21 protein-coding genes and 1 tRNA gene are annotated in these 17134 nt (G+C 63.0%); 8 read left to right on the top strand and 14 right to left on the bottom strand.

What is annotated here, in order from left to right; all coding sequences use genetic code 11:
• Positions 1 to 11 precede the first annotated feature (11 nt).
• The 4 genes from murJ (at position 12) to B9Z03_RS08080 (ending at position 4167) form a co-directional block, all read left to right on the top strand.
• Positions 12 to 1598 carry a murein biosynthesis integral membrane protein MurJ gene (murJ, locus tag B9Z03_RS08065; RefSeq protein ID WP_085463740.1) on the top strand — a complete coding sequence of 529 codons (1587 nt, stop codon included), beginning with the start codon at positions 12 to 14 and terminating at the stop codon, positions 1596 to 1598.
• A 125-nt stretch (positions 1599 to 1723) separates the two neighbouring features.
• Entirely contained in the window at positions 1724 to 2788 is a 1065-nt protein-coding gene (gene trpS / locus B9Z03_RS08070; protein ID WP_085463741.1) for a tryptophan--tRNA ligase, read from the top strand.
• Positions 2789 to 2861: 73 nt separating this feature from the next.
• Positions 2862 to 3353 carry a universal stress protein gene (locus tag B9Z03_RS08075; RefSeq protein ID WP_085463742.1) on the top strand — a complete coding sequence of 164 codons (492 nt, stop codon included), beginning with the start codon at positions 2862 to 2864 and terminating at the stop codon, positions 3351 to 3353.
• Positions 3354 to 3591: 238 nt separating this feature from the next.
• Positions 3592 to 4167, top strand: coding sequence for a NifU family protein (locus B9Z03_RS08080; protein ID WP_085463743.1), 576 nt, complete (start codon positions 3592 to 3594; stop codon positions 4165 to 4167).
• Between the two features lie 177 nt (positions 4168 to 4344).
• Here B9Z03_RS08080 and B9Z03_RS08085 read toward each other — a convergent pair whose 3' ends face one another.
• A complete protein-coding gene (locus B9Z03_RS08085) occupies positions 4345 to 4962 on the bottom strand; it encodes a L,D-transpeptidase (protein ID WP_085463744.1) in 618 nt (205 codons plus the stop codon).
• A 210-nt stretch (positions 4963 to 5172) separates the two neighbouring features.
• Between B9Z03_RS08085 and cueR the strand changes: the two genes are divergently transcribed.
• Complete coding sequence (gene cueR / locus B9Z03_RS08090; RefSeq protein WP_085463745.1) at positions 5173 to 5568, top strand: Cu(I)-responsive transcriptional regulator; 396 nt, start codon at positions 5173 to 5175, stop codon at positions 5566 to 5568.
• A 185-nt stretch (positions 5569 to 5753) separates the two neighbouring features.
• On the opposite strand, the gene B9Z03_RS08095 is transcribed toward cueR, so the two are convergent.
• From B9Z03_RS08095 to B9Z03_RS08110, 4 genes are all read right to left on the bottom strand, one after another.
• A complete protein-coding gene (locus tag B9Z03_RS08095) occupies positions 5754 to 6743 on the bottom strand; it encodes a BMP family lipoprotein (RefSeq protein WP_085463746.1) in 990 nt (329 codons plus the stop codon).
• 236 nt (positions 6744 to 6979) lie between these two features.
• On the bottom strand, positions 6980 to 7645 hold the full coding sequence (gene msrA, locus B9Z03_RS08100) for a peptide-methionine (S)-S-oxide reductase MsrA (protein ID WP_085463747.1): 666 nt from the start codon (positions 7643 to 7645) through the stop codon (positions 6980 to 6982).
• Complete coding sequence (locus B9Z03_RS08105) at positions 7633 to 7992, bottom strand: hypothetical protein (protein ID WP_085463748.1); 360 nt, start codon at positions 7990 to 7992, stop codon at positions 7633 to 7635. The genes msrA and B9Z03_RS08105 overlap by 13 nt, the downstream gene beginning before the upstream one ends.
• A gap of 95 nt (positions 7993 to 8087) precedes the next feature.
• On the bottom strand, positions 8088 to 8792 hold the full coding sequence (locus tag B9Z03_RS08110; RefSeq protein WP_085463749.1) for a hypothetical protein: 705 nt from the start codon (positions 8790 to 8792) through the stop codon (positions 8088 to 8090).
• Between the two features lie 189 nt (positions 8793 to 8981).
• On the opposite strand from B9Z03_RS08110, the gene B9Z03_RS08115 reads away from it, so the two are divergent.
• Positions 8982 to 9071: transfer RNA gene (locus B9Z03_RS08115), tRNA-Ser, on the top strand.
• A 221-nt stretch (positions 9072 to 9292) separates the two neighbouring features.
• Here the strand turns inward: B9Z03_RS08115 and B9Z03_RS08120 are convergent.
• The 3 genes from B9Z03_RS08120 to B9Z03_RS08130 all read right to left on the bottom strand — a co-directional run bounded on the left by B9Z03_RS08120 (position 9293) and on the right by B9Z03_RS08130 (position 10611).
• The gene (locus tag B9Z03_RS08120; protein WP_139832202.1) at positions 9293 to 9613 is read right to left on the bottom strand and encodes a hypothetical protein; all 321 of its coding nucleotides are present in this window, start codon (positions 9611 to 9613) and stop codon (positions 9293 to 9295) included.
• A gap of 11 nt (positions 9614 to 9624) precedes the next feature.
• Entirely contained in the window at positions 9625 to 10068 is a 444-nt protein-coding gene (locus B9Z03_RS08125) for a hypothetical protein (protein WP_085463751.1), read from the bottom strand.
• Between the two features lie 294 nt (positions 10069 to 10362).
• Positions 10363 to 10611 (bottom strand): hypothetical protein, encoded by a 249-nt coding sequence (locus tag B9Z03_RS08130; RefSeq protein ID WP_085463752.1) that lies wholly within the window; start codon positions 10609 to 10611, stop codon positions 10363 to 10365.
• A 399-nt stretch (positions 10612 to 11010) separates the two neighbouring features.
• Between B9Z03_RS08130 and B9Z03_RS08140 the strand changes: the two genes are divergently transcribed.
• Together B9Z03_RS08140 and B9Z03_RS08145 are read left to right on the top strand one after the other, a co-directional pair.
• On the top strand, positions 11011 to 11448 hold the full coding sequence (locus B9Z03_RS08140; protein WP_085463754.1) for a hypothetical protein: 438 nt from the start codon (positions 11011 to 11013) through the stop codon (positions 11446 to 11448).
• A 73-nt stretch (positions 11449 to 11521) separates the two neighbouring features.
• Complete coding sequence (locus B9Z03_RS08145) at positions 11522 to 11836, top strand: hypothetical protein (protein WP_085463755.1); 315 nt, start codon at positions 11522 to 11524, stop codon at positions 11834 to 11836.
• Positions 11837 to 12269: 433 nt separating this feature from the next.
• Here B9Z03_RS08145 and B9Z03_RS08155 read toward each other — a convergent pair whose 3' ends face one another.
• The 6 genes from B9Z03_RS08155 to B9Z03_RS08180 form a co-directional block, all read right to left on the bottom strand.
• Positions 12270 to 13592 carry a hypothetical protein gene (locus tag B9Z03_RS08155; protein WP_139832203.1) on the bottom strand — a complete coding sequence of 441 codons (1323 nt, stop codon included), beginning with the start codon at positions 13590 to 13592 and terminating at the stop codon, positions 12270 to 12272.
• 84 nt (positions 13593 to 13676) lie between these two features.
• A complete protein-coding gene (locus B9Z03_RS08160; protein ID WP_085463758.1) occupies positions 13677 to 14462 on the bottom strand; it encodes a hypothetical protein in 786 nt (261 codons plus the stop codon).
• Complete coding sequence (locus B9Z03_RS08165) at positions 14462 to 15199, bottom strand: hypothetical protein (protein ID WP_085463759.1); 738 nt, start codon at positions 15197 to 15199, stop codon at positions 14462 to 14464. The genes B9Z03_RS08160 and B9Z03_RS08165 overlap by 1 nt, the downstream gene beginning before the upstream one ends.
• Entirely contained in the window at positions 15199 to 15663 is a 465-nt protein-coding gene (locus tag B9Z03_RS08170) for a hypothetical protein (protein WP_085463760.1), read from the bottom strand. Before B9Z03_RS08170 ends, B9Z03_RS08165 begins: the two co-directional genes overlap by 1 nt.
• A 2-nt stretch (positions 15664 to 15665) precedes the next feature.
• Positions 15666 to 16241, bottom strand: a complete 576-nt coding sequence (locus tag B9Z03_RS08175; protein WP_085463761.1) for a hypothetical protein — start codon at positions 16239 to 16241, stop codon at positions 15666 to 15668.
• Positions 16231 to 16926 carry a hypothetical protein gene (locus B9Z03_RS08180; RefSeq protein WP_085463762.1) on the bottom strand — a complete coding sequence of 232 codons (696 nt, stop codon included), beginning with the start codon at positions 16924 to 16926 and terminating at the stop codon, positions 16231 to 16233. Before B9Z03_RS08180 ends, B9Z03_RS08175 begins: the two co-directional genes overlap by 11 nt.
• Positions 16927 to 17134: the final 208 nt, after the last annotated feature.

Below are 17134 nucleotides of genomic sequence, written 5' to 3' on the forward strand. Positions count from 1 at the left end.
AGCGTCGCGCGATGAGCCTGGTCAAGAAGTTCGCGACGGTCGGATCGGGAACGATGGCGAGCCGCATCCTCGGCTTCGCCCGCGAGATGTTGATGGCGGCGGCGGTGGGCACCGGCCCGGTCGCGGAGGCGTTCTACGCCGCGTTCCAGTTTCCGAACACCTTCCGCCGGCTGTTCGCCGAAGGCGCGTTCAACGCCGCCTTCGTGCCGCTGTTCGCCCGCGAGATCGAGGCGAACGGGGTTGAAGGGGCGAAGAAGTTCTCCGAGGAAGTGTTCGGGGTCCTCTTCACCATTCTGACCGTGCTGACGATCGCCATGGAACTGGCGATGCCGTTCGTCATCCGCTACGCGATCGCCCCCGGATTCGCCGACGATCCCGCCAAGCTGGACATGACGGTGACGCTGGCGATGATCATGTTCCCCTATCTGGTGTGCATGTCGCTCGGCGCGATGATGGCGGGCATGCTGAACTCGCTGCACCGCTACTTTGCCGCGGCAATCGCGCCCGTGTTCCTGAACGTGATCCTGGTCGGCATCCTCGGCATGGTCTGGTATCGCGGCGCCGAGGGCCAGGTGGTCGGCGAGGCGCTCGCCTGGGGTGTGCTGGCGGCGGGGCTGGTGCAACTCGCCATCGTCTGGGGCGCGGTCCGCGGCGCCGGCATCCATGTCGGCCTGCGCCGGCCGCGGCTGACGCCGAACGTCAAGCGGCTGCTGTGGCTGGCGCTGCCGGCGGCGATCACCGGCGGCATCACCCAGATCAACACGCTGATCGGCACAGCCATTGCCTCGGGCCGCGACGGCGCGGTGCCGTCGCTCAATCTCGCCGATCGCGTCTATCAGCTGCCGCTCGGCGTCGTCGGCGTCGCGGTCGGCGTGGTGCTGCTGCCTGAGCTCGCCCGCGCGCTGCGTGCTGGCCACCTGAAGGACGCGGCCAATCTGCAGAACCGGTCGGTCGAGTTCACGCTTTTCCTGACCTTGCCGGCGGCCGCCGCGCTGATGGTGATCGCCGAGCCGATCGTGCGCGTGCTCTACGAGCGCGGGGCGTTTACGCCGCAGGACACCGCGGTCGTGGCCGAAGTGCTGGCGATCTTCGGCATCGGGCTACCGGCCTTCGTGCTCATCAAGGCCTTCACGCCCGGCTTCTTCGCCCGCGAAGACACGCGCACGCCGATGATCTTCGCGGCGATCTCGGTGGCTTTGAACATCGCTGTCGCGCTGACCCTGTTCCCGTCGATGGGCGCGCCCGGCATCGCGACGGCGTCCGCGATCTCGGGCTGGACGAATGCGGGCCTGCTGTTCGGCACGCTGGTCTGGCGCGGCCACTGGGGCAGCGACCGGCCGCTCCTGCTGCGGCTGCCGCGCATTCTTCTGAGCGCGGGCGTGATGGCCGGCTTCCTCTGGTTTGCCGAGGACTGGCTCGCGGCCTGGCTCACGCACGATGCGCTGTTCGTGAACCAGGCGGCTGCGCTCGGCATGCTCGTTCTCGGCGCGATGGCCATCTACTTCGCCCTCGCCTTTGCATCGGGCGGGGCCGATGCCGGGATGCTGCGGCGGAATGTGAGGCGCGGCGAGCGCTATCCGCAGCCGCCGATCGAGTAGCCTTCCGTCGGGCGGCAGAGCCCTTGATTGTGACCCCGCCATCCGCCATAAGCCGCCTCGTTTCGCCTGCCCCAGACGGGAATCCTCCCGGGGGCTTGGGCCCTCCACCAGCCACGGAACCAGCCATGTCGTTCAAGAAACTCGTCTTCTCCGGCGTCCAGCCGACCGGAAACCTCCACCTCGGCAACTATCTCGGCGCAATCCGCAAGTTCGTCGCCCTGCAGGAGCAGTCCGACTGCATCTACTGCGTCGTCGACATGCACGCGATCACCATGTGGCAGGAGCCGGCGGAGCTGGAGAACTCGACGCGCGAGGTGACGGCGGCGTTCCTGGCGGCCGGCATCGACCCGACGAAGCACATCGTCTTCAACCAGAGCCGGGTGATGCAGCACGCGGAGCTCGCCTGGGTGTTCAACTGCGTCGCCCGCATGGGCTGGCTGAACAAGATGACCCAGTTCAAGGACAAGGCCGGCAAGGACCGCGAGAACGCCTCGGTGGGCCTGTTCGCCTATCCGACGCTGATGGCGGCCGACATCCTCGTCTACCGCGCCACGCACGTGCCGGTGGGCGACGACCAGAAGCAGCACCTGGAGTTGACGCGCGAGATCGCCCAGAAGTTCAACCACGACTTCTCCGACCGCATCCGCGACCTTGGCGTGGGCGTCGAGATGAAGTCGGGCGAGGAGACGGTGCACGGCTTCTTCCCGATCACCGAGCCGGTGATCGAGGGCGAGGCGACGCGCGTGATGAGCCTGCGCGACGGCACCAAGAAGATGTCGAAGTCGGACCCGTCCGACCTGTCGCGCATCAACCTGACCGACGACGCCGAGACGATCGCCAAGAAGATCCGCAAGGCCAAGACCGATCCGCAACCGCTGCCCTCCGAGGTCGAGGGGCTGAAGGAGCGGCCGGACGCGGACAATCTGGTGGGCATCTATGCCGCGCTCGCCGGGAAGACGCGCGAACAGGTGCTTGGCGAGTTCGGCGGGCAGCAGTTCTCGGTGTTCAAGCCGGCGCTGGCCGATCTCGCCGTGGACAAGCTCGCGCCGATCGCCTCCGAGATGCGGCGCATCTCGGCCGACCGGGCCTATGTCGATTCCGTCCTGCGCGACGGCGGCGAGCGCGCGGGCGCGCTGGCCGAGAAGACGATGAAGGACGTGCGCCGGATCGTCGGCCTGCTGGGCGACTGATCCTGCCCTTGTGGCCTGCTTGCCGCCGGGCCCGCCCGGTGGCAGATTGCCGCCGATCAACCGGACGCATTGAATGGTCTCCAAACGCCTGATCCGCGAAGCCGGCCACCGGCGGAAATTCCTCGCGGTGATCGACGAAACGCCCGAATGCGAGCGCGCGGTGGCCTATGCCTCGCGCCGCGCCAAGACGACGGGCGGCGCGCTGGTGCTGCTGTTCGTGATCGAGACGGCCGAATTCCAGCATTTCCTCGGCGTCGAGGCGGTGATGCGGCAGGAGGCCACGGCCACCGCGCAGGCGGCCCTCGACTCGGCGGCGGCCACCGTGAGAAGCCGCCACGGCATCGAGCCGGAACTGGCGATCCGCGAGGGCACCAAGGCGGGCGAGATCCATAAGCTGATCGAGGAAGACCAGGACATCGCCATCCTGGTGCTGGCGGCGGGCGCCGCGAAGGAGGGGCCTGGCCCGCTGGTCGCCTCGATCGCCGGCAAGGGCGCGGCCTTCCCCATCCCGGTCACGATCGTGCCCTATAATCTGACGGATGAGGATATCGACAGTCTCGCCTGAGAGACTGTCTGGAAATTCTGCCCTGGCGGCCATCTGATGGCGGTTTCTGCGCTTCCGGTGCTCACGGACCCAAATGTCCGCTCCGCTCCGGTTCTCGAAACCACCACCAGCTGACTCGCCAGAGCGAATTTCGAAACAGTCTCTGAGCGGGAAATCTCGCTTGAAACCCGCCTCGCGCAGGTCTATTTTAGAACAATTCCAAACTCGACCCTTGAAGTCGACCACGTGGAGAAACGGCATGTTCATCCAGACCGAGGCGACGCCCAACCCGGCCACCCTCAAATTCCTTCCCGGCGTCGTCGTGCTCTCTGACGGAACGGCCGATTTCCGCGACGCCGCGAGCGCGAGCGAAGCCTCGCCGCTGGCCGCCGCGCTGTTTTCCGTGCCGGGCGTGACCGGCGTCTTCTTCGGCTACGACTTCGTCACCGTGACCAAGGACGGCCCCGACTGGCAGCACCTGAAGCCCGCGATCCTCGGCGCGATCATGGAGCATTTCATGGCCGGCCGGCCGGTGATGAACTCCGGCTCGCAGGCGGCCGCCGACACGGCCGAGACGGACGGTGAGTTCTACGACAAGGCCGACGAGGAGATCGTCGTCACCATCAAGGAACTGCTCGACACGCGCGTGCGCCCGGCCGTCGCGCAGGATGGCGGCGACATCACCTTCCGCGGCTACGAGAACGGCACCGTGTTCCTGAACATGAAGGGCGCCTGCGCCGGTTGCCCTTCGTCGACCGCGACGCTGAAGCACGGCATCCAGAACCTGCTCAAGCACTTCGTGCCCGAGGTGCAGCAGGTGGAGCAGGTGGCCTGAGGCAGTAGGCAGTAGGCAGTAGGCAGTAGGCAGTAGGCAGTAGGCAGTAGGCAGTAGGCAGTAGGTGTTCCCTTCCTAAGCCCTACTGCCTACTCACTACTGCCTCCAAAACAAAAAAGCCGGGTCCCCCGACCCGGCTTTTTCTTCAGGCGCCCCCGCCCATGAAACTGAAGCGGACTACTTGACGATCACCTTCGCGCCCACCTCGACGCGGTTGTAGAGATCGATGACGTCCTGGTTGATCAGCCGGATGCAGCCCGACGACATCGCCTTGCCGATCGACCACCATTCGGGCGTGCCGTGCAGGCGGTAGCCCGTGTCGCCGCCCTTGTTGAAGAGATACATGGCGCGCGCGCCGAGCGCGTTGTCGAGGCCGGGGCCCATGCCGCCGCGATACTTGGCGAGGTCCGGACGGCGCTTGATCATGGCCGCCGGCGGCGTCCACACCGGCCATTCCTTCTTCATGGCGACGCGCGAGGTGCCCTTCCACTCGAAGCCCTCGCGGCCGACGCCGATGCCGTAGCGCACCGCCTTGCCACCGCCCATCACGTAGTAGAGGTGCTTCGCGCCGGTGTCGACGATCACGGTGCCGGGCACTTCGGTCGTGTCGTAGCGCACCACCTGGCGACGGTATTCCTTCGGAAGCTTCGCCAGCGGGATAGCGGGGAGCTGGTAGCCGGCGTCCTTCTTCCCGCCATAGGAATTGGCGAACATGGACGCGCCGTCGGTCGCGCAGCCTGATATGGCGGTTGCGGCGGCAAGCAGGCCGGCAACGAGCAATGATCTGAATTTCATGTCGAATCCCGCAAGTGACCCAGCAGCAATGCAGCCCGATTCGAGCCGCAATTTCGTCAACATTACTAAGCGGCAGGTTGTGCGCTTGCCAAGCTTATTGCGTCGGGCTTTGCTCCGACCCGGCCATTGAGGTCCGGTCTATGGCATTTCTGCAACAGCACACCCATCTGTCCGCAAGGCGAAGTACATGAACGGCAAGGGAGATTCGACATGAATATCGGACGCGCAGCGGAGCTTTCCGGCCTGCCGGCGAAGACCATCCGGTATTACGAAGACATCGGCCTGATCAGCGCCGACCGCGCGACGAACGGCTATCGCGACTATTCGCAGGCCGACATCCACCGGTTGTCCTTCCTGCACCGGGCCCGCGCGCTCGGCTTCTCGATCGAGGACTGCCGCCAGCTCCTCGACCTCTACCGCGACCGCAACCGCGCCAGCCACGATGTGCGCGAGATCGCCAAGTCGCATGTCTCGGCGATCGACGAAAAGCTGAAGGAACTGCAGTCGATGCGTGCGACGCTGAGCCGCCTCATCCACGCCTGCCATGGCGACGACCGGCCGGATTGTCCGATATTGGAGGATATTGCGGGGGAGGTCAGGCAGTAGTGGTAGGGGAGTAAGGGAGTAGGGCAGTAGGCAGTAGGCAGTAGGCAGTAGGCAGTAGGCAGTAGGCAGTAGGCAGTAGGTGACCCCTTCCTAAGCCCTACTGCCTACTCACTACTGCCTGTGCTCCAAACGAAAACCGCCGGCCAGAGGCCGGCGGCTCGCTAAGTCACAGACCGTTCTGCCGATCAGTAGGGGCACTTGTTGTCGGTGCGGTAGTCGTGGACCTGGATCGTGCCGGCGATGATGTCGGCCTTGGCCTTCTCGACCGCGGTCTTCATCTCGGGCGTGATCAGCGGCGCGTTGTTGTCGTCCATCGCGTAGTCGATGCCGCCGTCGGCGACGCCGAGCACGTTGATGCCACCGGTGAACTTGCCGTCCTGGGCGTCCTTGAAGGAGTTGTAGACCGCGACGTCGACGCGCTTGAGCATCGAGGTCAGGATCTTGCCCGGGAACAGGTGGTTCTGGTTGGAATCGACGCCGATACCGAGCTTGCCGCCGTCGGCAGCCGCTTCCAGCGCGCCGAGGCCGGCGCCGCCGGCTGCTGCGTAGATCACGTCAGCGCCCTGGTCCATCTGCGTCTTGGCGATCTCGGTGGCCTTCGGCTTGTTGCCCCAGGCTTCCGGCGTGTCGCCGATCATGTTCTCGAACACCTGCGTCGCGCCCGCGGCCTTGGCGCCGCCGACATAGCCGCAGCCGAAGGCCGAGATGAGCGGGATGTTCATGCCGCCGACGAAGCCGACCTTCTTGGTGGTCGACGCCATGCCGGCGAGCACGCCGACGAGGTAGGAGCCTTCCTGCTCCTTGAAGACGACCGAGCGGACGTTCGGCGCATCGGCGACGCCGTCGATGATGGTGAAGCTGATCTCGGGATATTCCTTGGCGATGGCGGTGAGCGGCGTGGCCCAGGAGAAGCCGGCCATCACGATCGGGTTGTTGCCGTCGTCGGCGAAGCGGCGCAGCGCCTGCTCGCGCTCTTCCTCGCCCTTGATCTCGTATTCGCGGTATTCGATGCCCGTTTCCTTCTTGAACTTCTCGGCGCCGTTGTACGACGACTCGTTGAAGGACTTGTCGAACTTGCCGCCGAGGTCGAACAGCAGCGCGGGCTTGACGTCGGCCGCATAGGCCGAGAATGACATTGCGGTGGCGGCCATCAGGCCGAGAATGATACGCTTCATGTGATCCACACCCTGTTGGTTTTCTCTTCCGGTCGCCGTCCTACGGTCAGTTCCCTTGCCCGTGGCGTCTCCCCGCAGGCGCGAAAACGCCCGCTCGACTTTCAATCTTGCATGGCGTCGCGCAAATTTCACGCGGAATCTTTGACCGTCTGGAAAAGGCCGGTTCATGCAAAGGCCCGGGGAACGACGCCGCTCCCCGGGCCCTTTCATGTCAAAACCGCTGGTGCGGAATGCGCTCAGGCGGCGGCCGGAGCCGGCACAGCGCATTCGACGCCGGTGCCCCGCAGCCCGCAATAGCCATAGGGGTTCTTCGCCAGATATTGCTGGTGATCCTCCTCGGCGTAGTAGAACTCCGGTGCGGAGCGGATCTCGGTGGTGATCTTCTCCCGGCCGGCCTTGGAAAGCGCGGCGGCATAGGCATCGCGCGAGGCGAGCGCGGCGTCGAGCTGCTGCGGCGTGGTCGTGTAGATGGTCGAGCGATAGGTCGTGCCGACATCGTTGCCCTGGCGCATCCCTTGAGTCGGGTCGTGGCTTTCCCAGAACAGCTTGAGCAGCGCCGACAGGCTGACCTGCGCGGGATCGAAGATCACCTTCACCACCTCGGCGTGGCCGGTCATGCCGGTGCAGGTCTCCTGGTAGGTCGGGTTCGGCGTCTCGCCGCCGGAGTAGCCGACGGCCGTGAGCCAGACGCCCGGCGTCTGCCAGAACAGCCGCTCGGCGCCCCAGAAACAGCCCATGCCGAAATAGATCGTCTCGAAGCCTTCCGGCGCGGCGTCCTTGAGCGGCCGCTTGAAGACATGGTGGCGCGACGCGGTCGGGATCGGCCGCTCGCGGCCGGGCAGCGCCTCACCGGGCTTCGGCATCTGGATCTTCTTGTTCATGATGTCAGTCAGGAAGAACATGCTTGCTTTCCTTTCGAAAGAGACCAGCGACCGGCGGCGAACAGGCCGGCGGCAGGTTGTGGCTTGTGTCCGACCGCATAGAGCAGGAGGGCGAGTGCCGCGAAGAAGATGAAGGCCGGAACCTTCAGGAGCGTCAGCAGCGCCGGATCCCACAGGAAGCCCCAGGCCCCGGCCAACAGGCCCTGGAGCGCCGTCAGCGAGGAGGGCGCGTGCTCGTACCACAGCGCGCCGAGCGGCGTCGGATCGAATTTCGACAGCGCGATCGAGCGCGTCGCATCCATCACCGCCAGGATCACCGAGAGCGCGAGGGAAACGGCAGCCAGCAGCCTGAAGAGGAACCTCACCATCCGATTTGTTCGCCGTGTCGCCAGGAATGACGCTTATGTAGGCCCGCGCGCCGCGATCATCAATCCGGGCACGGGGATTTGACGGCGCGTGAGAATCAGGCCCTGCGCCCGCGCCGGGTGCGCAGGACGGCGAAGATCGGTCCGCCGACGGCGCCGAGGATGAGCCCGAGCAGGCCGATCGCCGCGGCCGCATAGCCGCAGCCGCCCTCGAAGCAGGAGACGTCCAGCCAGTCGACGATGACCGAGCCGGCCAGCAGGCCGATGCCGAGCCCCGCCGCGCCGCCGAGGATGAGGCCGAGCACGGCATTGAGGATGAGCACGCCGACGGGCACGGGCCCGGCAGGGGCGGCGGGAGCGCTCGCGACGGCGACCGTGCGGGGGCGCCGCACCAGCGTGATCGTCCACGCGGAGATCGCAATGGAAACGGCGGCGATCAGCCAGGGCGACCAGGTCGGCACGAACGCGCCGATGAACAGGGACGCCACGGGAAAGCCGATGTCGGCGAGGATGGCGATCGCCGCCCAGACGGTGAACCAGAAAGGAAAGCGCGGCGACCTGCGCCAGGCGAGGCCGAGCACATAGAGGCCGAGGAGAACCTGCACCACGCCGGCCGCCTGGCTGGCATAGATGTAGCCCATGACGCCGGGCGGCAGTTCGATCCCGAACACGGCCCACCCGCTCTGCCAGAGCCCCCGCAGCGACAGGAGCGTCGAGGCGCAGAGCCAGATGACGGGTGCCGCCGCGACGAGATCCTGGTGGAAGGCGCGCCCGCCCTGCGCCGGCTCCTGGTTCGTCGTCATGGCTTCTCCTTGCGTTTTGCCGGCGTCGGCGCGCCGGAACCAGCGCCGCAGACTTGCCACCGCTGCGTAACGGCCGGGTGCCGGGCGGAAGCCGGCTTGTAATTATGATCCGCGGGCCGCCCAAAAGGCTTGGCTTTCGCGGATCGATCGACTACATGCAGGCCGCATTCGCGGCCCGCCCGCGATCGCGGAGGGGTGGCCGAGTGGTTGAAGGCGCACGCCTGGAAAGTGTGTATACGGGAAACCGTATCGCGGGTTCGAATCCCGCTCCCTCCGCCAGATCGTATTGATTTTATTGCGTTTTAACCGAATTCAGGTTCACAACATACAAAGCCACGCACAACGCAAAACCCGCCACCGTTGCCGATGGCGGGCGTTCAAGTCGCAAACATTGCGACTTGATCAGTCGTCACGTCTTCGCAGCGCCTTCAATTTCCGCCACGACAGGACGACGGACAGGATCAGTCCGGCGGCAACTGCCGCGATGATGGCGATATCGATCATAGGCCGGAATGGTTCCGAGGGGCATCTTCTCCGCCACCCCAAATGACGCCGGGCGCGTCGAAATCAATCATGCCCTCATCATCGCACTGACCGCCCTCGTCCTCGCACTCCTCTTCCCGGTCGTCGTGCTCGACACCCTTCGCTAAGGCTTGCGGTCCTTTATCCGTCCAGCCTAGCCACGGCTCTGCGTCTCCGCCTTCCTCCAGATCCACGTCTGGCTCTAGAACGTCCAGAAGGTTGATCAGGCGTTCGATCGTCGTGGCGATCGTCAACCGGTCGCGCGGGTTGACGCTTAGCATGATGGTGTTGTCGTTCATCGCGCCCACCGTCACTTGTGCCCGATAAGCATGAAGATGCCGACACTTCTTTCATTGTCCGCGCAGTGCGCCGTAGGGGTGAGAACGCGCCAGTCCGACACGTCGGGATATGCTGCCTTCGTCGCGTCGATCAGTTCGCGGCGAGCAAGATCAACACGCTCTTGCGGTGTAGGCTGGAAACGCTGGGTAACATGCTCGAACCAGATCGCATGTTCGTGCACGCTCGCGGGCCAGATATGAGCCTGCCATAGGTCGGGAACGCCGTCGCGGCCAAGATCGGCCATCCAGTCATCCATAGCATGCGATAGCTCTTTGGCGAGGCGGTTGACCCGCTGCACCGGCTCTTCTGCCGCCTGGGCGGACGAAGCCGCGAGGGGGACAGTTGATAGAGCAGCGCCGGCAGCAGCACCGTGGCGCATGAATAGGCGTCTTGTGATAAGGCGTGAATCAGCCATGACCCGTTCCTCCTGTGAACGTGTTGCGGTTAGGGCTGGTCGGGTGTTGCAAGCGCCCGGTCAGCCTGCTATTTTATGGGCTCATTTAATTAAGATTGTCAATATATGAGCACAAAAAATCAGCGAGGAAGAGGGCGACCGAGCATTGATAGTGAGTTGGTGCGGGCTAGACTGCCACGCACCGACATTGAGGCGATCGATGCCTTCGCCTCAACGGAACACGACAACCCGTCCCGCTCAGAGGCGGTGCGCCGAATACTGCGGGATTGGCTTATTGGTCATGGGTATCTCGAGCTAGAAACCTAGGACACGGCTCAGGGGCGTGGAGCTACCGGTCAGTTCCATAACGATCCACAGAATCCAAGTGATCGGCCATATCGCAGCGAGGACAGCGTCCATGGTGAGATTAATCAGAAGCTTAAGCCAGACCGCGCTATCACCTTGCCAGGTGTCCACAACGTTGAGAATGTAAGTAACCGGCGCTGCGAACGAGAACACCATCGCACCGACGACGCCAAAAGTGTTCTTGAGCGCCTCAAACATTTCACCCCCCAAGCAATCGTGGGTATATTGATCCTAACCGAAACCGAGGGCAAGACGTTCAGGCGGCGCTTGGTGAAGAGAGTAGGTTTCGGTGAGCAAGCGAGCTGCTCCGATCGGGAGTAAAGGTGTAATGCGTGACTTGTCGGATATCGAGGACGACGACCCTATAACGCTCACGGAAGCGAGCGAGGTTGTCCTGCGCGGGGCTGTGTCCGTCTCCACCTTGCGCGCCGAAATTCGGCGGGGCAACTTGTCGGTCGAGAGGATCGGGAAGAACCTCTTCACGACGCGTACCTATATCAAGCAGATGCGGGAACGCTGTCGGCAATGAACACATGAGGGTGATTGGCTGGTCAGACGTGGGTATCTGAGAAGTTGAAATAACCGAGGCGCACGCGCATGTGGGCGATTTTGCTGGGGCTTGTCGGGTTAGCGTTCGATCTGATCGGTTTCGTGATCGTGTGGACCCACGTCCAGGCATTAAACAGTCGCGTGGTGGAGGCGCCTCGGCTTGCGATGGAAGAACTCAAAACCTCTTTTGACCGCCTGATGGCGCAGGTGGGTCAGCGAGCGCCTAGACCACCGATAGGAACACCCATTGACGCCGAATCGGCCTACCTACTTCAAGAGCGCCATCGGGAACGCCGGCTCGACTACGTTAATCTGACGGCTCAAACAGTAGCCGCAGTTCTGAAACAGGCGATCAACGAATTAGCATCTTCAGAAAAGCAGGCTAAGACCGACGCTCGCAAATCCTTGTGCCGGGAATGGAGCGGTGCAATCTTCGTGTTGTTCGGAACCCTGCTCCAAGCGGCGGCGCTGTTTGTTAACGTATAGAGGACTTATTGTAGAGTTTTAGCGTTCTGGGCATCGTGATCTGCGCACTGGGTGATCGACGGGAGGAACGGATATGGATTATCACGACAAGATCACCGGGCCATTCGAAGTGAAGGAAGTGGCGACCGTCTACGGCATGATAACGGACATGGCCGTGGTGCACAGAGGTGGTCGGCTGGACCTGCACGGATTGATTGCAGGCGAGCTGGTGGTTGAGGCCGGCGGCGTAGCGTTCATACACGGCATGGTCAGCGGCCTGATGCGAAACGAAGGCCAAGCGGTTGTTCTCGGCATGGTCGATCACATTGTGACAGGACCAAGCGGCAATACCGATATCAGGGCGGGAGCACTGGTCAAATCTCACCAGAGGCTCGACGATCTAGCCTAGGACGAAAAGCAGGATGAACCCGCACGCGGCATAGAAAGCCAGGTGGGCCATGGCTTCCTAGCTCAGGAATAGGATGTAGCACGCCACAGTTAAGCCAGCCGCTACGGTGGCGTGCGGGTATGGTACCAGTGCCTCGCACCAAAGCAGCGTCAAAGGCTCCGCCGCGCTAGCTGAGCGGCAAGGAAGTCGAGCCGTTCCTGTTCAATCTGTTCGTCTCTGGCCTGTCTGGCCGCCGCGCGCGAGCCGTCAGCGTCCAAGGCGGCTTCCTCCCGCCGTCGTAGCTCCGACTGCCAGTAAGCCGCCTGAGCGGCTGCGCGCGATTGCTTTTCAGCAAGAATTGCCGCCGTCCGGCGACGTTCTTTCGCCGCTGCGGCTAGGCACCGGGAAGAGGCATAGGCGAAAGCCTTTGTGATCCGCCCCAAATTCATTGAAACTAAGCCGTCTCGTACGTGCCGGAAAGATAGATGGTCTCGCCCGATGCGACGGGATAGGCGTTGTTCGCCAGGACAATACTGACATAGGTTCCGTTGGCGACGATCTGACCAAAAACCGGGACGCCCGTATTGAGGTTTCGGCCAAGCCAATGCGCCGTGAACACTCCCGATCCCGAGGCCGTCGCGGGAAGCGTGAAGCGAAGCGCCCCAGCCCCTGTCCCGTTGTTGGTGATGGTCGCCACGATCGACACAAACCGCATCTTGTCGGCAAGCTGCGTCCAACGGCCCAAAACGGAGGAGGTTGTGATCGTCCCGCTAGAGGCTGTCGCGGTGGGCGTGTAATTGACCGGGACCGGACTCGCAGGAGAAACGATAGCCCCGCCCGAGTCCGCGATCGTCAGGACGCCAGACGCCACTTTCATCGTGACGTAATTGGCGGGATTGTCGAACTCGAAGAGGATCAGAGCCGCATCCGAGGTGCGCTGTAGCACTTGATTCTTGCCCTTGTGAGCGAGCCGCAGGCCATAATCCCAACCGGCGGGAGCATTGCTGAAGCCGTAGAACGCCGTGCCGCCCTCCCCAACGGTCTTTGCGGCGTTGTATCCATATTCGCCGCCGTCTCGGTCATTGACGACACCGATCTGAATTTGCATCTGATGCTTTGCGGCGAAAGAAACCGGATCGACGGACTGAGTGGTTGCCTCGGCAAACGCCGCAAAGCCGTTGATGATAGCGCCATTGCCAAGAATGGCGGCGGCATCACCGTTCACCTGTCGAAAAGTGAGCAGCGTCGTGTCTATTTCACCGTCAGCAGCAGCGGTTGACGGATATCCTGCCTTAAATGCGGCGGCCGAAAACGTGTAGCCGGCACGCGCAGGACCGCTTTCGGCACCTGACCCGGAATTGACCTGCTGAAGATGAAGCAGCGACTTCGCGGTCGTGTGCTCTTCTGTCAGTTCACCGGAGATCTTGATTGCCGCGTCCGCATTGTTGGCGGTCGCGGCATAGTAAGCCGCTTGCTTGTCATACTGAACGGCTGTCTTGATGATTTCGCGCTCTAGATTTTCGAGCTTTTCCACCGCCGTGGCGTGACCGCTGTCGGATATAGAATCCACGACCAAAACATAGGGCTCGACCGCTCCGGCCTCAGGTGAGACGAAGATCAGATCATAGATGCGCAGCCCATGATCTTTTGCGTTCTGAAAATAGTCCGTTCCGAGCAGAACGTCCCCGTTGTCGTCCGACTGGTAGTCGAACCACCGCATACCGTTCTCGCCGATGGGCTGTACGACAAGGCTCAGTCTGTCCGGATTGAATGCCACGTGAGGCTCCTTCTAAGGGACTGGCGCGTCATCACGACGGGCCGGGAGCGCTTGCCTAAGGCGCTGATTGATGTTGCCGCTCGGCTATCCGAACGGTCTGAGCGAATTACTCTCCAAGATGTTTTGCTGCTGATATTCCTTCAGACGACGCTTGCCCCGACGCTTCAGATAGCCAGGCGACGCGACCTCCCTCATCGAGTTGAGGAAGAGGTAGTCAAGCGCCGGTCGGACATAGAAGAGGTTGGCCGGGTAGTAGGGATTGTTGCTGACCAGGAACTGGAGCAAATCGTCTATCGGTGCCCGCTTGTCGTCGCCGGTTAGCTTTCCAGCAGCAGCGTCTCGCGCCTTCAGGAACGTCTCAATGAAGTCCGCCGCTGAGCCGATCGTTGGGCCTGCCGCCGTTTCGAGGATGGAGCCCATAGAAAAGAATGCGGATTCCGCCGACGGCCGCCAGTCAGGATTGATTGCTGGCAGAGGTGCGGTAGCCTGGATAAAGGGTAGGATCAGCGACAGAGCAAAGTCAGTCGCTTCCGGCCCTTCCTCTTCAAGCCTGGTGACAGAGGAGACACGGTGCATCGCGTCAATGCGGCTCTCCGGTAGGACCAAAATCCCCGGCGGGGCGAGAAGGCCTAGAAGGTGTACGGGCTCGCCATCAGGAAGCGCTTCACGGCCCAGATAGATCTTCACAATGCCTGAAATGCCACGGTCATGCGCATAGCCAAAATACGGATCGCTGCCCGATACCGGGCGCATGACGATCGTGACGAGATCGCCAGCGCAAATCTCCGCTGTCGAATCAGCTTTCAGATACGAACCATCCGGAACAAGCCCGGAAAGACAGCGACCGCGACCGAAGAATTCATACTCCATCAGCGCACCATCGCTTTCATGACGGCCTTGATCTGCCCTTTCGGCAGGGCATCGAACCAATCGCCGAAGTCGTCCCTGTCGATGACATCAAGCGCCTCGAACAGACGGCGGGCGCGCTCGCGGACAACGGCGATGTTATGCGGCGCGTCGTGACCCCATTCCTTCACCAGGTCGCGCCCTACATCGGTCGAGGTAAATTCCGCGACGAGATCCTGCGATGCCGGCCTGACAAACGTCGGCTTGCCGGTGGCAAGGGCGTTGTAGATCGCATAGCGGCACTCATCGGATAGCGCGCGGTCGAACCTCTCCATAAAGGCGCGCTGCTCGCGGCGGGTCTCCAACGTTTCCACCATCGCGGCGGCGGACCGCTGAGCATTCACGTACATTGGGCGGAAGCCGAAACCTTCCCACTCCTGCACAAGCCGGAGCCCTGCCGAGGATCGGGAAAGTTCGTTACGGCCGTCCTGCCAATCCATCGGCGCTACGGGATTCACCGAATCCGGGTCCGCCGCCGCCTGTTCGGCAACAAGGATGGCTTCGTATTCTCTATTCAGCCCGTCCCGGAAATAAGCGTTGATGTCGGTGCTCATCACACGCTCGATTTCCGCTTTGCGGGCAGCACTCGGCACAGAGCCGGAGGCAGTCGGCCGCGCCGGAGCGCCACCCGCAAAGCTATCCGTCGCGCCACCTATGCCCGCGCCGGAATTCCGATCGAAAGGGACGAGTTCGTTGCTCATCAGGCGGCTCGCGACGGATATTGCTGAAACAGAAGCCGCTCGGCATGCTGCGGATTCACCGCGCCCCGCGCCACGATATGCCCATCGCGGATGCGCTCGACGCCATAGTCGCCGCCGAGCCATACGACGCGATACGTTCCGTCATTCAGCAGGGCATCGAAGCGCGCCGGCATGCTGATGACCTTGATACCGCCAAGCACTGCCTTCTTCTGGTCGGCATCGACCACGCGGGCCTCTGCACACCAACTCTCGTCAAAGGCCACGACAAGCACCTTGTCGAACTTGCGCAGGCTCCAGCGACTCCCCTGCACCTTGGCCCAGATGCCAGGTTCCTTGAGATCGTCGGCGACATAGCCATCCGGGAGACGGACAAGGACTTCCTTCCACACATGGCCCGCCGCCTGGAGCGACACGCTATTGGCCTGGATCTCCGGCAACTTGGCCGTCTCTGCTGTATTCGTCATGGCTATACCTCGTCTGGGAGTGAGCGTTTCAGGATGGCGCGTTCAGCATCGATCCAAGAGCCGAACCAGTGCGCGGCGGGATCGGGCGGCGGAGGCCAGTTCAGCGGGCCGTAGCGGTTTGTGTGACCCGTTAAAGGACGCATCGCCACCGACATGCGGCGCGACAGGCGCTCCTCCAGCGTGTTGCCGTGCAGCGCAGCGGGAGAGCCTATGCCAAGCACGGTCGCCTGCTGGTTCAGTTCCTCGGCATGCTCGCGAACCTGCTTCAGGGCGATGGCCATTTCGCGGGATGCCTTCTCCGCACTATCGATGGCGGCAAGGTAACGCTTCACGCTCTTTGCCATCTTCAGTCGCGTGGCGGCCCGCTGGGCCTGGAGAGCCTGCGCAGTGGCCTCACGGCTGCGGCGGGCGCGGAGGCCTTCGGCATCAGCGATGCGGTCCAGTTCCCGCTCAGCGGCGACGAGGAGGCTATCGTCAAACTCCAGCCCGTCCAGGGCGGCGGCGGCACGCTGGTCGCGGAGGTCTTCGACACGCTGGGCAGCAGCATCGCGTTGGGTCGAGAGGTCGTCAGAAATCACGGACAACGGGCTCCAGCTTGGGGGTGAAGAAGGTGGTACGCGGCCACCGGGCGGTGTAGGCGTCGCGCCAGCTCTGAGGAGTGAAGCCCATCAATTGGAACACACGGGCGGCATCTCCGGTGATCGGCTCCCCCTTGGCGTCGGCGATAGACGCCTCGGTCATGATGTGTGCGACGCGACGGACAAACTCGTTGTCGGTCATTTCTTCGCCGCTGCGGGCATGAACCAGCGTGGCCGGATCAGTATCCCCCACGCCGATACCGTTGGCCTGGGCATACTCATCCCAGCGAACGAAACCGCCTCTGTCTGCCGTGCCTTCGATCGTCTTGCCGCCGGACCTGCCACGCTCGGGCGCATCACGAAGCCCAAGGCTTTCGAGAGTGCGCCGTAGGGCCTCGGTCGTCTGGCGATAGGCGGCCAGGGTTTCCGGGTCCGACTTCCCGGCTTCCGCAAATGACGCCTCGCTGCGTTCCAACTCGACTGTGAGGCTTGCCGCGCGGGCGATGAGTGACACCTGCATTCCGGACGGCTCGCCAATGTCGGCGGCATAGGTCTCGGCCAATTCCTTGTAGCGCCTGGCCCAGCGCGTGCGCCCATCAACGCCCGACATCCCGCTTGCAATACGGGCCTGTCTCGGCTGTTCCGGCGCGATATCTTCGGCGATTGAGGCGGTGGTTTCGCCCATTCAAATGCGTCCTGTGTCCCATTTCATTTGTATGCTGAAACCACCCTAGAATGCAAGACGCAGTATAATAATCAACAAAATCAATATGTTTTGGCGGATGAATTCTCCGCCGAACTGTCAAAAACCGCGCAAATCAGTCGGTCAGACAGGGTGAATGCGGGCCGTGAACTAAAATGTTAGCGGCACGCTGTGGGGATAGAGCCGCATC

The sequence above is a fragment of the Mesorhizobium australicum genome (assembly GCF_900177325.1).
Classification (GTDB): domain Bacteria; phylum Pseudomonadota; class Alphaproteobacteria; order Rhizobiales; family Rhizobiaceae; genus Mesorhizobium_A; species Mesorhizobium_A australicum_A.

What these genes read in the sequence shown, in the direction of transcription:
- msrA (WP_085463747.1), bottom strand. Translation starts at nt 7,645, where the DNA reads ATGTTCTTCCTGACTGACATCATGAACAAGAAGATCCAGATGCCGAAG.
- B9Z03_RS08140 (WP_085463754.1), top strand. Translation starts at nt 11,011, where the DNA reads ATGTGGGCGATTTTGCTGGGGCTTGTCGGGTTAGCGTTCGATCTGATC.
- B9Z03_RS08130 (WP_085463752.1), bottom strand. Translation starts at nt 10,611, where the DNA reads ATGTTTGAGGCGCTCAAGAACACTTTTGGCGTCGTCGGTGCGATGGTG.
- B9Z03_RS08110 (WP_085463749.1), bottom strand. Translation starts at nt 8,792, where the DNA reads ATGACGACGAACCAGGAGCCGGCGCAGGGCGGGCGCGCCTTCCACCAG.
- B9Z03_RS08165 (WP_085463759.1), bottom strand. Translation starts at nt 15,199, where the DNA reads ATGAGCAACGAACTCGTCCCTTTCGATCGGAATTCCGGCGCGGGCATA.
- B9Z03_RS08145 (WP_085463755.1), top strand. Translation starts at nt 11,522, where the DNA reads ATGGATTATCACGACAAGATCACCGGGCCATTCGAAGTGAAGGAAGTG.
- B9Z03_RS08170 (WP_085463760.1), bottom strand. Translation starts at nt 15,663, where the DNA reads ATGACGAATACAGCAGAGACGGCCAAGTTGCCGGAGATCCAGGCCAAT.
- B9Z03_RS08160 (WP_085463758.1), bottom strand. Translation starts at nt 14,462, where the DNA reads ATGGAGTATGAATTCTTCGGTCGCGGTCGCTGTCTTTCCGGGCTTGTT.
- B9Z03_RS08095 (WP_085463746.1), bottom strand. Translation starts at nt 6,743, where the DNA reads ATGAAGCGTATCATTCTCGGCCTGATGGCCGCCACCGCAATGTCATTC.
- murJ (WP_085463740.1), top strand. Translation starts at nt 12, where the DNA reads ATGAGCCTGGTCAAGAAGTTCGCGACGGTCGGATCGGGAACGATGGCG.
- B9Z03_RS08180 (WP_085463762.1), bottom strand. Translation starts at nt 16,926, where the DNA reads ATGGGCGAAACCACCGCCTCAATCGCCGAAGATATCGCGCCGGAACAG.
- trpS (WP_085463741.1), top strand. Translation starts at nt 1,724, where the DNA reads ATGTCGTTCAAGAAACTCGTCTTCTCCGGCGTCCAGCCGACCGGAAAC.
- B9Z03_RS08105 (WP_085463748.1), bottom strand. Translation starts at nt 7,992, where the DNA reads ATGGTGAGGTTCCTCTTCAGGCTGCTGGCTGCCGTTTCCCTCGCGCTC.
- cueR (WP_085463745.1), top strand. Translation starts at nt 5,173, where the DNA reads ATGAATATCGGACGCGCAGCGGAGCTTTCCGGCCTGCCGGCGAAGACC.
- B9Z03_RS08075 (WP_085463742.1), top strand. Translation starts at nt 2,862, where the DNA reads ATGGTCTCCAAACGCCTGATCCGCGAAGCCGGCCACCGGCGGAAATTC.
- B9Z03_RS08080 (WP_085463743.1), top strand. Translation starts at nt 3,592, where the DNA reads ATGTTCATCCAGACCGAGGCGACGCCCAACCCGGCCACCCTCAAATTC.
- B9Z03_RS08120 (WP_139832202.1), bottom strand. Translation starts at nt 9,613, where the DNA reads ATGAACGACAACACCATCATGCTAAGCGTCAACCCGCGCGACCGGTTG.
- B9Z03_RS08125 (WP_085463751.1), bottom strand. Translation starts at nt 10,068, where the DNA reads ATGGCTGATTCACGCCTTATCACAAGACGCCTATTCATGCGCCACGGT.
- B9Z03_RS08085 (WP_085463744.1), bottom strand. Translation starts at nt 4,962, where the DNA reads ATGAAATTCAGATCATTGCTCGTTGCCGGCCTGCTTGCCGCCGCAACC.